We start from the raw sequence: 11,595 nt of genomic DNA on the forward strand, positions 1-11,595 counted from the left end.
ATCACTACGCGCGCGCTCGTCGGTTCAGCGCGCGCGGGCGGCCGCGGGCGGCCTCATGCCTTCACCGCCCCGGCGATGGCCTCGACGATGTAGCGCTGGGCGACGACGAACACGATCACGATCGGGGCGAGCGAGATGATCGCCCCGGCGCACAGCAGCGTCCAGTTGGTGGTGGTCTGGTTGGTGAAGGCGTACAGGCCCACGCCGACCGTGCGCAGTTCCGGCTTGCCCAGCGTGAACACCAGCGGCAGGAAGAAGTTGTTCCACGAGCTGATGAACGTGAACAGCCCGAGCGTGGCCGCCATCGGCTTGGACAGCGGCAGCATCACCCGGAAGAACAGCGTGTTGAACCCGGCGCCGTCCACCCGCGCCGCCTCCTCCAGCTCGCGCGGCATGGTGGCGAAGTAGGCCATGAACATGAACGTGCCGAACACCAGGCCGCCGCCGACCTGGACGAGGATCACCGACCACAGCGTGTTGAGCAGCCCGAGCGCGTTCACCAGGTCGAAGACCGGGATGATCGTGTACCCGTGCGGCAGCAGGAACGTGACCATGATGACGCCGATCACGATCTTCTTGCCCGGGAACGCGGTCCTGGCCAGCGCGAACCCGGCCATCGCGGTGAACAGCAGGGTGAGGAACACGCTGATGACCGAGATGAACAGGGTGTTCATGAAGTACGTGCCGAAGCTCGCCTCCTGCCACGCCTCGGCGTAGTTCTCCCAGCGCGGCGCCGGCGGGAGCAGGCCCAGCCCGCTGTCGAGGAAGTCGAGCTTGCTCTTCAGCGAGCTGCCGACCGCCCACAGGAACGGGTAGAGGTAGGCGAACCCGAAACCGAGCAGCAGGATGTGGGTCATCGCCCGGCGGGCGGGCCCCCTGGTGAAGGCGGTGGCGACGCCCGTGGCGTTCATGCGCGCTCCTTACGTGCCCGGAGTTTCCTGATCGCCAGCAGCTGACCGGCCGTGAGCACGAGCAGGAGCAGCCCGAAGAAGAACGACGCCGCCGAGGCCAGCCCGATGTCCGGCTCGGTCACCGTGCCGGTGCCCACCTGGCCGAACGCCTGGCGGTAGACGTAGGTGTTGACGACGTCGGAGGCGAAGAACGGCCCGCCGCCGGTCAGCACCATGACCAGGTCGAAGACCTGCAAACTGCCGATGATCGCCAGGAACAGGATCACCACCCCGACGTTGCGCAGCCCGGGGACGGTGACGTGCCGGAATCTGGCGATCCGGCCGGCGCCGTCGAGCTGGGCGGCCTCGTACAGGTCCTTCGGGATGGTCTGCAGCCCGGCCAGGAAGTAGATCAGGTTGTAGCCGAGGGTGTTCCAGATGCCGATGACGATGACCGTCCACAACACCGTGTCGGGGTCGCCGAGGAACTGCAGCGGCCGGTCGATCAGGCCGAGCCCGGTCAGCGGCTCGCTGAGGGCGTCGCCGAAGTTGGCCAGCATCAGCTTCAGCACGATGCCCACGATCGCGATCGAGGTGACCGCGGGCAGGAAGTAGATCGCCCGGTAGAACGTGGAGCCGCGCAGCTTCGGGTCGTTCAGCACCAGTGCCAGGGCCAGCGCCAGGACGAGCTGGATCGGCACCAGGACGATCGTGTACACGGCGGCGTTGGCCAGCGAGTTCCAGAAGTAGCCGTCGGCTGCCACCGCCTGGAAGTTGGCCAGGCCGACGAAGTCGGTCGGTTCACCGATGCCGTCCCAGTCGTAGAAGGTGTAGCCGAGCGAGGCGAAGATCGGGTAGACCGTGAAGGCGCCGGTGAGCACCGCGAACGGCAGCAGGTACGCGTAGGACCAGCCGTTGGCCCGCACGCGCCGCCACAGCGGGCGGCCGCGCGGCGGCGGTGCGGCCGGGCCCGGCACGCGGGCCCGGGTGAGCTGAGTGGTCGGCATCGAGGCTCAGGCGCCGAGGTACTCGGGGATGTCCCACTTGTACGGCTTGGTGAGGTCCCAGTCGGCGAAGACGTAGTCGTCCCTGCTGACCTGGTGGCCGTCCTTCTTGGCCTTCTCCAGCGCCTTGACGAACTCCTTCTCCAGGTCCTCGGCCAGCTTGTCCAGCGCGGCGCGCATGTCCTTGATCTGGCCGGTGTACAGGCCGGTGCAGATGTCCTCGAAGCTGGGCGTGACGGGCTTGGGCACGACGTGGATGGTGGCCGGGTTGCGCAGCGACGGCTGCGGGCCGGGCAGCACGAGCTCGGCGCCGGCCACGAACTGGGCGAACGGCGCGAAGTCGATCTTGCTGGGGTCGTTGGCCTCGGGGTGGATCGACACGCCGCCCTTGAGCTCCTGCACGAACCTGGCGGCGGCGTCCTTGCCGTGCCACCACTGGAACCACTGCCACGCCTGGTCGGGGTTCTTGGCGGTGGCGGAGATGGCCAGGTGCACCGAGCCCGCGCCGCGGTAGAAGAAGCTCTTGCGCTGCCCGTCCTGCGGAACCATGGTGACCGTCGTGTAGTCGGTGAAGCCGAGGTCGGTCCAGCCGGGCTGGTTCCACACGCCGCCGACGATCATGCCGAACTTGCCGCGGGCGAAGTGCTGGCGGGAGATCTCGTCGTCGACGCTGAGCGATTGCGGGAAGATGTAGCCCTTGTCGCGCCATTCCAGGAAGAGCGCGAGGAAGTCCAGGTAGGGGCGCTCGGTGCGGAGGGTGAACTTGCCGGTGCGCGGGTCGAGGCCGCCCGGGGTGCTCGACGGCAGCGTGCACGGGGTGCCCGAGCCGTTGACGAAGAAGTTCACCCACCAGGGGATGATCGGGAAGGCGCTGTTGCCGAAGCCCAGGCCGTGCACGCTCCCGTTGCCCTTCTTGGTGATCTGCTCGGCGAACAGCGTGACGTCGTTCCAGTTCTTGGGGATCTTGACGCTGCCGTCGGCCTCGACCAGGCCGGCGTCCTTGAAGACCTGGTTGTTGAGGTAGAGCTGCACGTCGGTGGCGTGCCCGTCGAACGGCGCCGAGTAGATCTTGCCGTCGGCGGCGTTGACGCCCTCCACGAAGGAGTAGGCGGGGAAGGTCTTCTGCCACTCCAGCGTGGCGTACTTGGACAGGTCCAGCACGTGGCCGGCCTGGATGTGCTCGTCCAGCCGGTCCTGGGCCACCATGAACACGTCGGGCAGGTTGCCGCCGCGCGCGGCCAGGTCGAGCAGGTTCTCCAGGTTGCCGCTGGCCTGCTGGGTGCGCTGGATCGTGATGCCGGGGTTGGCGGCCTGGAAGAGCTCGATCTCCTTCTTCACCCAGGGCTCCTGGGAGACCCACTTGTCCCAGTGGGTGATGGCCGCCTGCTTGCCGCCGCCCTGGGCCGCGCTCCGCGTCGGGTCCGCGGCGCCGCCGCCGGGGCTGCAGGCCGCCAGCGCGGCCAGGCCGCCGAAGCCGGCGACGCCGCTCAGGAAACCGCGTCTGGACATGGCGAACGTACGGTGATCGGACATGCGTCGTTCCTTACCGCTGGTGGGGGTGGGGGGATCCGCTGGTAGGGATGAGGTGTCAGCGCGGGGGCGCGGTGGAGGCGCGCACGATCAGCCGGGGCGCCGGCGATCGCGGCGTGACCCGCCGCCCGTCGATCTGGGCCAGGAGCACTTCGGCCGCGACCGCGCCGACCGCCACCGGGTCCTGCCTGACGGTGGTCAGCGGCGGGTGCAGGTGCGCCGCCTCGGGGTTGTCGTCGAATCCGGTGACGGACAGGTCGCCGGGGATCTCCAGCCCGGCTTCCCTGGCCACGGACATGCCGGCGATGGCCATCAGGTCGCTGGCGTAGATGACGGCGGTGGGCCGGCCGCGCAGCAGCCGCCGGGTCGCGGCCGCGCCGCCCTCGCCGGTGAAGTGCCCGGCGTCGTGCAGGTCGGCGGCCAGGCCGTGGGAACGCATGGCCTGGCGCCAGGCGTCGAGCCGGGACGTGGAATGCCGGTAGGCGGGCGCCCCCTCGACGAAAGCGATCTTCTGGTGGCCCAGTTCCACCAGGTGGCCGACCGCGGCGGCGATGCCGTCGCCGTCGCGGATGCCCACCACGGGGACCTGGCCGCAGTCGGTCCCGGCCGGGCCGACCGCCACGGCGGGCAGCCCGAGCTCGGGCAGCAGCGCGGGACGCTGGTCGCCGTCGCGGATGTCCAGCAGGAAGGCGCCGTCGATGCGGCGTTCGCGCACCAGCCGCCGGTAGCCGTCGGCCTCCTTCTCCGGGTCGTCGCCGACGACCTGCAGGACCAGCACCGAACCGCTGCCGGCGAGCACGCTCTCCACACCGCCGAGGAACCCGGCGAAGAACGGGTCGACGGCCAGGTGCCTGGTGTCCCTGGCCAGCACCAGCCCGACGGCGAACGCCCGGGAGCGGAGCATCGCCCTGGCGTGGATGCTGGGCCGCCAGTTGAGCCGCTCGGCGACCTGCTTGACGCGCCGCCGGGTCTCCTCGCTCACGCCGGGCTTGTCGTTGAGCGCCAGCGAGACGGCGCCCTTCGACACTCCGGCCAGCCGGGCGACATCGGCAATCGTCGGAGGAGTTCCCAGGGTCTCCGGGGACACATCTCCTGGCTCGCCCATGCTTCTCCGACCTCTCAACGGGTTACTTAATGCATTTAGTAGTCGCAGAGATCGGACCATGTCAACCGTTGACATCGTTGTCATCCCCGCCTACGCTCCCGCCCCCAGGCGCGGGCGCACTTCCTTACGCACTCCATACATGGGACTATCTAAAGTACTAGGACACTAGATGTATGGAGAAAATCCGTGATCGAGTTCCATCTGGACGCCAAGTCGGGTCTCTCGCCCTACCTGCAACTGGTTCAGCAAGTGCGCCACGCGCTGCGGCTCGGCCTGCTGCGCGAGGGCGACCAGCTGCCGACCGTCAAGGAGGTCGTGGCACACCTGGCGATCAACGCCAACACCGTGCTCAAGGCCTACCGGGAACTCGAGCACGAGGGCCTGGTGGCCGCCCGGCCGGGGGTGGGGACGTTCGTGACGGCGACGCTCACCGACACCTCCCTGGCCGCGCACGGCCCGCTGCGGCTGGAGCTGCAGCGCTGGCTGGCCAAGGCCCGCCGGGCCGGCCTCGACGACGAGAGCATCGAGGCCCTGTTCATGACCACCTTTCGGACCACCGCTCAGGAGGACATAGCGTGACTTCTGTCCTGCAGGCCCAGGGACTGGGCAGGAAATACGGCAAACGCTGGGCGCTGCGCGAGTGCGGGCTCGACATCCCGGCCGGCCATGTCGTGGGCTTGGTCGGTCCCAACGGAGCCGGCAAGACCACGCTGCTGAAACTGGCCAGCGGCCAGCTCGAACCGTCGGCCGGCGACATCACCGTGCTCGGCGGCCGGCCGGGCAGCACGCCCGCGCAACTGGCCAGGGTCGGGTTCGTCGCCCAGGACACCCCCGTCTACGCCGGGCTGACCGTCGCCGACCACCTGCGATTAGGAGCGCGGCTCAACCTGCAGTGGGACGCCGCCATGGCCGGTGACCGCATCGCCAGGCTCGGCCTCGTGCCCAAGCAGCGCGCGGGCAAGCTGTCGGGCGGCCAGCGCGCCCAGCTCGCGCTCACCCTCGGCCTGGCCAAGCGGCCCGATCTGCTGATCCTGGACGAACCGGTGGCCTCGCTCGACCCGCTGGCCAGGCGCGAGTTCCTGCAGGGGCTGATGGAGGCCACCGCCGAGCGCCAGCTGAGCGTGGTGCTCTCCTCCCACCTGGTCTCCGACCTGGAACGGGTCTGCGACTTCCTGGTCGTGCTCGTCGACTCGCGGGTGCGGATCGCCGGGGAGACCGACCGGCTGCTGGCCACCCACTACCGGCTGTCCGGGCCGCGCCGCGACCCCGACCGGCTGCCCGCCGACCAGCACGTGATCTCCGCCCGCCACACCGACAGGCAGAGCACGTACGTGATCCGCACCGACTCCCCCATCCACGACCCCGCCTGGACGGTCACCCGGCTCGGCCTGGAGGACCTCGTCCTGGCCTACATGGAACAGCGCACCGCGGACCCCCGCGAGGTCGCCCTGGAGGTGCGGCGATGATCTGGCTCACCTGGCGTCAGTTCCGCGGCTCGGCCGCGATGATGGCCGCCGTGCTCGTGGTGCTCGCCGCCGCCCTGGCGCTGACCGGCCCCGGACTGGCCGACCAGTACGCCGCCGGGCTCGCCGACTGCACGCCCAACGACACCTGCGGCCGCTTCTTCGACCGGTTCTTCGACGAGTACCACACCCCGTTCATGGCGGTCAGCCTCGTCGTGCTGGTGCTGCCCGCGCTGCTCGGCCTGTTCTGGGGGGCGCCGCTGCTCACCCGTGAGCTGGAGGCGGGCACACACCTGATGGTGTGGAACCAGGGCATCACCCGCCGCCGCTGGCTGGCGGCCAAGCTCGGGCTCATCGGCCTGGTCGTCATGGCCGCGGCCGGCCTGTGCGGGCTCGCGGTGACCTGGTGGTCCGACCCCCTGGACAAGTCGGCCCAGGCGGGCTTCGCGGTGATGGACCCCCTCATCTTCGGCGCGCGCGGCATCGCGCCCATCGCCTACGCCGCCTTCGCCTTCGTGCTGGGCGTGACGCTCGGCATGATGGTGCGCCGCACGCTGCTCGCCATGGCGCTCACGCTGGCCGTCTTCACCGCGCTGCAGCTCGGCATGCCGCTGCTGGTGCGTCCGCACCTGATGCCGCCGGTCGTGGCGGCCTTCGAGCTCGGCCCGGGGAACGTGGAGGGCTTCGGCGTGCCCAGGGGCGGCGACGGGCGGCCGCAGATACACCTGCGATCCACCGTCCCCGACCACGCGGGCGCCTGGGTGCTGGGCAGCGCGCTGCGCGACCCGTCCGGACGCGTCATCGCCACCGAGGGACAGCCCGCCACCGTCCAGATCTCCACCACGTCCGGGCCCTGCGCGCCGCAGGGAACGGGCGGGCCCGGCGGCGGCGAACTGTGCCTGACCGAGATCAACCGGCACGGCTACCGGCAGCTGGCGACCTACCATCCGCTGGAGCGCTTCTGGCCCTTCCAGTGGATCGAGTCCGGGATCTACGCCCTGCTCACGCTCGCGCTCACCTGGTTCTGCTTCTGGTGGATCCGCAGGCGCGTGTCATGACGGCGTCCCGCTCGCCCGGCGTCAAGGCCGCGACGGCCGGGCTCGCCCTCCTCCTGCTCGCCGCCTGCACGGCGCCGACGCCGCCGCGCGGCCAGGCGAACGAGGGGGCGAGCACGGTCTGCACGTCGCCGAAGGGCCCACCGGCGGCCGAGACGCCCACCACGATCGACGTGATCGAGCAGGCGTACTTCTGCATCCTGGGCAACTACTACAGCGGCGCCACGCTGGACGCCCGCACGCTGCTGACCGCCGGATTCGTGGCCATGACCCGGGAGCTCACCCGCGGCGGACGCGACGTGCCCGACGCCACCATGCCGGCGCTCACCGGCGACAGGAAGGCCGACTGGGCCGCCTTCGAGACCGTCCACCGCAGGACCACCGACCAGGTCCCCGACCTGCGTGAACGGCTGGCCATCGTCACCCTCGAGGCCATGGTGGCCGCGCTCGGCGACGACCACGCCCGCTGGGCGCGCGCCCCGCGACGGCCTCCCGGCTACTACGACGGCGACGGCTACGGCCTGGGCCTGCAGGCGAACGTCAGCGGCGCGCAGGCGGAAGGCGACATGGGCACGGCGCTCGGGCCGCTGTTCGTCACCGCCGTCCGGGGCGGCGCGGCGCAGGCGGCCGGGCTGCGTCCCGGCGACGTCATCGAGTCGATCAACGGCTCCGCGCCGTTCATCGACGGCGCGGGCACCGCCGCGATCGCCGCGCTCTACCCGCGTTATCCGGAGGCGCGCCCGGTCCGGCTGCGGCTGCTGCGCCAGAGCACCGGCCGCCGCTGGAACGTGACGCTCCGGCCCGGCCTCTACCAGCGGGACCTCGCCTCGCTCCAGGTCGTGCAGTCGAAACTGCTGGACGACGACGTCGCCTACGTGCGGCTGGCCGGGTTCACCCCCGACGCGGCCGACCGGGTGCTCAAGGCCGTCGCCAGGCTGCGGACCGGCCGCACGCTCCGCGGCCTCGTGCTGGACCTGCGCGGCAACGGCGGCGGCAGCCCCACCGAGGCGGTGCGGCTGGTGAGCGCGTTCGCCCACGACAAGGTCACCGCCTACCAGTGCACGGTGGACGCCCGCTGCGAGGTCTCGCGGACCGACGACACCGTCCCGCTGCTGAACCTGCCGCTGGTCGTGCTCATCGATCGCGGGTGCGCCTCGGCGTGCGAGCACGTCAGCTCGGCCGTCAAGGACCTGCGCGCCGGCCTGCTGGTCGGCACCAGGACGGCCGGCGTGATCTCCGGGCCGGCCCAGCCGTACCTGCTGAACAACAACACCACGCTGAGCTTCCCGGCCAGGCACCACCTGGGACCCGACCGCGAGGTGATCGACAGGATCGGGGTTCCGCCCGACCACCACGTGCTCCTGACGCCGCGCGACGCGGCGGCCGGGCGGGATCCCGTCCTGGCCAAGGCCCTGACCCTGCTGCGGAAGTGAAGGGACAGCCCATGAGACAGTTCCGGATGCTCGCCGTGGGGCTGGCCGTCCTCACCGCGTCGGCCTGCTCGGCGCCCGTCCCGCCGCGCTCGGCCGCCCCGCCACGGCCGACCCCGACCCCGATCACGCTGCCCGCGCCCACCGGCGACCATCCGGTCGGCACCACCGTCCGGTATCTGAAGGACGCCTCGCGCCCCGACCCGTGGAACCTCGACGTGGCCGCCAGGGAGCTCAAGGTCACCCTGTGGTACCCGGCCGAGCGGGGCGAGGGGCGGCGGGCGGCGTACATGACGCCCAAGGAGTCGGAGCTCACCATCAAGGGCTCGCGGATCGCGGGCGTGCCGTTCGACCTCCTGAGCCGGACCCGGACGAACGCCGTCACCGACGCCGAGCCCACCGGACGCCGGCTCCCCCTGGTGGTGCTCTCCCCCGGTTTCACCAAGCCGGTGAGCACGCTCACCTCGCTCGCCGAGGACCTGGCCAGCCGCGGTTACGTGGTCGCCGGGATCGACCACACCTACGAGAGCTACGCCACGACCTTCCCCGGCGGGCGGGTCGCCGAGTGCCTGGCCTGCGACAGCGACACCGACCCCGGCTTCGGCAGCGGGCTGGTGCGGGTCCGGGCGGCCGACGTGTCGTTCGTGCTGGACCGGCTGCCCGCGATCTGGGACGGCGCCGGCCGCATCGACCGCGCCAGGATCGCGATGGTCGGCCAGTCGATCGGCGGGGCGAGCGCCGTGGCGGCCATGGTCGCGGACCCGCGCGTGCGCGCCGGGATCGACATGGACGGCACCACCTACGCCAGGATCCCCGAGACCGGTTTCACCCGGCCGTTCATGTTCATCGGCGCGTCGCCGCACGTCCCCGGGGGCCGCGACCAGTCGTGGGACCGCGACTGGAAGCTGCTGGACGGGTGGAAGCGCTGGCTCGTGCTCACGGGTGCGGAACATCAGTCGTTCACCGACGGGGCGCTGCTCGCCGACGCCCTCGGCGTCCGACCGGTCGCCGGCGCGCTGTCGGGGGCGCGCGCCGCCGAGCTCACCCGCACGTACGTGGCGGCCTTCCTGGACCAGCACCTGCGGTCGCGGCCGCAGCCCATCCTGGACGCGCCGTCCGCCCGCCACCCCGAGGCCAAGCTCTGCCCCGCGGCCTGCGCGGGAGTGACCGGATGAGCTACGACCTCTCGCGGTGCCTGCTGCTGACGCTGCCGTGGAGCATGACGGACCGGGTCCCCGCCATCGCCGAGCTGGCCGCCGAGTGTGGCCTGACCGGCTACGACCCGCAGACCTGAGGCCGGCGGATCGTGCTCAGCAGGCGATGATGCCGTCGTACTCGCGGGGCCAGCTCGGCACCGTGCTGGACGCGGTCCGGCCCGGTTTCAGGGTGTGGCAGGCGCCGTCGAGTCCCCAGGCCCAGCGCACCCTGGCCTTCTTCGTCCTGGTGCAGTCGTTGCGCATCCAGGCCTTCTCGGTCCAGGTGTACTCCTTGCTCCAGCCGACCACGCAGACGATGCGCACGCCGCCGCCCTCGCCCGGGCCGACGTAACGGCCGTCGTCGGGGTCGGGGGCGGCGTGGGCGGGGGCCGGGGTGAGGACGGCGGCCGTCAGGAGGAGGGGCAGGAAAGATCGGGGACGCACGAAGCTCTTCCTCTTCTCACCAGGGTCGAGCCCTCGGTCGAGGGCGCACTTCTGTCTAGCCCAGCAGGCGTCATCACGGAAAGGAGTCATGCGGTTACAACCGGCTGCCCTTCCGCTGCTTACCAGGCAGTACGCGGTTTTTGACATCCCCGGCTGTTAGGGTGTGGCCGGTAATCCGGGGACAAAAACCAAGTAATGGTGCTTACGGGGTGAGTGAGGATTGCGCATCCGCTTGATCCGGGGGGACAAGGCCACGGCGGTGGGGGCCGGCGTGGTCACGATCGCCCTGGTCGCCGTGGCGGCCTGGCTGGGCGTGGGGGTGGCCGGGACGAACCCGAAACTGGCCGACGTGGGCGCCTGGCTGCTGGCCTCGAACAGGGGAAAGGTCGTGCACGTCAACGGCCTGTCGGGCCAGGTCGACGGGTATCTCGACAAGGCGGGCACGCATCTGCAGGTCGTCCAGGACGGCTCCAACGTGCTGCTCGTCGACCAGCGCACCGGCCACGTCAGCCGGATCGAGCCGAGCCAGCTCGACGTCGCGCAGACGCGTGACTTCGCGACGGCCGGGCTGCAACTGGTCATCTCGGGCACGTCCGGTTACGCGGTCGACCCGGCGTCCGGGCGGGTGCAGCGGATCGACCCGGCCACGCTCAACACCCTCGGCGCGGCCGTCACCCTGCCCGGCCCGCTGGGCGCGGCCAGGCTGGACGGCGGCGGGCGGCTGTGGGTGCCGGTGACGGCCAGGGGCGAGGTGGTCCCGATCTCGGCGGGCGTGGCGGAGGCCGCGGTCAAGGTGGGCGAGCCGGGTGAGGAACTGGCCGTGACGATCGCCGGCGCCGTGCCGGTGGTGGTCAACACCAGGGCAGCCGTCGCGACGGTCATCGGCGCCGACGGCGGGCGCGGCCAGATCGTCCTGCCGAAGGGCGTGGCCCAGGCCGGCCGGGGCGGCGTGCTCACCCCGGCGGCGACCGACGGGCCGCTGGTGCCGATTCTCGCGCCCGGCGCGTCCGGGCTGCTCGTGGTGCTCGACACGGCCTCGAACGCGGTGCTGAGCACCAAGTTCGCCGTCAGCGACCCCACCGCGCTGGGCGTGCCGCAGGTGCTCGGCGCCAAGGTGTACGTGCCGGACAGGAGCACCGGCTCGGTGATCGTCTGGGACAGCGCGGCCGGCGGGCACCCGACGACCCTGCAGGTGGCCAGGCGGCCCGGGCCGGTGACCGTGTTCGTCAAGGACGGCCTGCTCTGGGCCAACGACGAGAACGGCGACAAGGCCGTGGTGATCGACCCCGAGGGCCGGATGCACGGCGTGGACAAGGACGACTCGGACGTCCCCGGCCCGTCCAGCACCCCCAAGCCCAAGACGCCCCGCCCGCAGCCGTCGAACCAGCAGCCGTCCGACCAGCAGCCCACGAACCCCGAGCCGGCCGACCCGGAGCCGTCGGACGAGGCCCCCGAGCCGGTCAGGACGAGCAAGGAGC

General features: G+C 71.4%; 12 protein-coding genes. 7 read left to right on the forward strand and 5 right to left on the reverse strand.

All coding sequences use genetic code 11. From position 1 onward, the window contains the following. Positions 1-53: 53 nt before the first annotated feature. From HII36_RS33440 to HII36_RS33455, 4 genes are read right to left on the reverse strand one after another with little or no spacing between them, the layout of a single operon-like run. On the reverse strand, positions 54-911 hold the full coding sequence (locus tag HII36_RS33440) for a carbohydrate ABC transporter permease (protein WP_173527298.1): 858 nt from the start codon (positions 909-911) through the stop codon (positions 54-56). Next, positions 908-1,897 carry a carbohydrate ABC transporter permease gene (locus HII36_RS33445; protein ID WP_173527299.1) on the reverse strand — a complete coding sequence of 330 codons (990 nt, stop codon included), beginning with the start codon at positions 1,895-1,897 and terminating at the stop codon, positions 908-910. The genes HII36_RS33440 and HII36_RS33445 overlap by 4 nt, the downstream gene beginning before the upstream one ends. A 6-nt stretch (positions 1,898-1,903) precedes the next feature. Next, entirely contained in the window at positions 1,904-3,427 is a 1,524-nt protein-coding gene (locus tag HII36_RS33450) for an ABC transporter substrate-binding protein (protein WP_173527300.1), read from the reverse strand. A 55-nt stretch (positions 3,428-3,482) separates the two neighbouring features. Next, a complete protein-coding gene (locus HII36_RS33455) occupies positions 3,483-4,511 on the reverse strand; it encodes a LacI family DNA-binding transcriptional regulator (protein ID WP_217370282.1) in 1,029 nt (342 codons plus the stop codon). Positions 4,512-4,715: 204 nt separating this feature from the next. Here HII36_RS33455 and HII36_RS33460 point away from each other — a divergent pair, with 204 nt between their 5' ends. From HII36_RS33460 to HII36_RS58145, 6 genes are read left to right on the forward strand one after another with little or no spacing between them, the layout of a single operon-like run. Next, entirely contained in the window at positions 4,716-5,108 is a 393-nt protein-coding gene (locus HII36_RS33460; protein ID WP_173527302.1) for a GntR family transcriptional regulator, read from the forward strand. After that, entirely contained in the window at positions 5,105-5,995 is an 891-nt protein-coding gene (locus tag HII36_RS33465) for an ABC transporter ATP-binding protein (RefSeq protein WP_173527303.1), read from the forward strand. The genes HII36_RS33460 and HII36_RS33465 overlap by 4 nt, the downstream gene beginning before the upstream one ends. Next, positions 5,992-7,050 (forward strand): ABC-2 transporter permease, encoded by a 1,059-nt coding sequence (locus tag HII36_RS33470; RefSeq protein WP_173527304.1) that lies wholly within the window; start codon positions 5,992-5,994, stop codon positions 7,048-7,050. The genes HII36_RS33465 and HII36_RS33470 overlap by 4 nt, the downstream gene beginning before the upstream one ends. Next, positions 7,047-8,480, forward strand: coding sequence for a S41 family peptidase (locus tag HII36_RS33475; RefSeq protein ID WP_173527305.1), 1,434 nt, complete (start codon positions 7,047-7,049; stop codon positions 8,478-8,480). The genes HII36_RS33470 and HII36_RS33475 overlap by 4 nt, the downstream gene beginning before the upstream one ends. An 11-nt stretch (positions 8,481-8,491) precedes the next feature. After that, positions 8,492-9,652: an alpha/beta hydrolase family protein gene (locus HII36_RS33480; protein ID WP_173527306.1), complete on the forward strand. Its 1,161-nt coding sequence runs from the start codon at positions 8,492-8,494 to the stop codon at positions 9,650-9,652. Next, a complete protein-coding gene (locus HII36_RS58145; RefSeq protein WP_268959671.1) occupies positions 9,649-9,771 on the forward strand; it encodes a hypothetical protein in 123 nt (40 codons plus the stop codon). Before HII36_RS33480 ends, HII36_RS58145 begins: the two co-directional genes overlap by 4 nt. 16 nt (positions 9,772-9,787) lie before the next feature. Here HII36_RS58145 and HII36_RS33485 read toward each other — a convergent pair whose 3' ends face one another. Further along, complete coding sequence (locus HII36_RS33485; protein WP_173527307.1) at positions 9,788-10,117, reverse strand: hypothetical protein; 330 nt, start codon at positions 10,115-10,117, stop codon at positions 9,788-9,790. 232 nt (positions 10,118-10,349) lie between these two features. On the opposite strand from HII36_RS33485, the gene HII36_RS33490 reads away from it, so the two are divergent. After that, the coding region (locus tag HII36_RS33490; RefSeq protein ID WP_217370283.1) for a hypothetical protein at positions 10,350-11,595 on the forward strand (1,246 nt) is incomplete at its 3' end.

Origin of the sequence: Nonomuraea antri (genome assembly GCF_013283785.1) — a bacterium.
In the GTDB taxonomy this organism is placed as follows: Bacteria; Actinomycetota; Actinomycetes; order Streptosporangiales; family Streptosporangiaceae; genus Nonomuraea; species Nonomuraea antri.

What these genes read in the sequence shown, in the direction of transcription:
- HII36_RS33440 (WP_173527298.1), bottom strand. Translation starts at nt 911, where the DNA reads ATGAACGCCACGGGCGTCGCCACCGCCTTCACCAGGGGGCCCGCCCGC.
- HII36_RS33445 (WP_173527299.1), bottom strand. Translation starts at nt 1,897, where the DNA reads ATGCCGACCACTCAGCTCACCCGGGCCCGCGTGCCGGGCCCGGCCGCA.
- HII36_RS33450 (WP_173527300.1), bottom strand. Translation starts at nt 3,427, where the DNA reads ATGTCCGATCACCGTACGTTCGCCATGTCCAGACGCGGTTTCCTGAGC.
- HII36_RS33470 (WP_173527304.1), top strand. Translation starts at nt 5,992, where the DNA reads ATGATCTGGCTCACCTGGCGTCAGTTCCGCGGCTCGGCCGCGATGATG.
- HII36_RS33475 (WP_173527305.1), top strand. Translation starts at nt 7,047, where the DNA reads ATGACGGCGTCCCGCTCGCCCGGCGTCAAGGCCGCGACGGCCGGGCTC.
- HII36_RS33480 (WP_173527306.1), top strand. Translation starts at nt 8,492, where the DNA reads ATGAGACAGTTCCGGATGCTCGCCGTGGGGCTGGCCGTCCTCACCGCG.
- HII36_RS58145 (WP_268959671.1), top strand. Translation starts at nt 9,649, where the DNA reads ATGAGCTACGACCTCTCGCGGTGCCTGCTGCTGACGCTGCCGTGGAGC.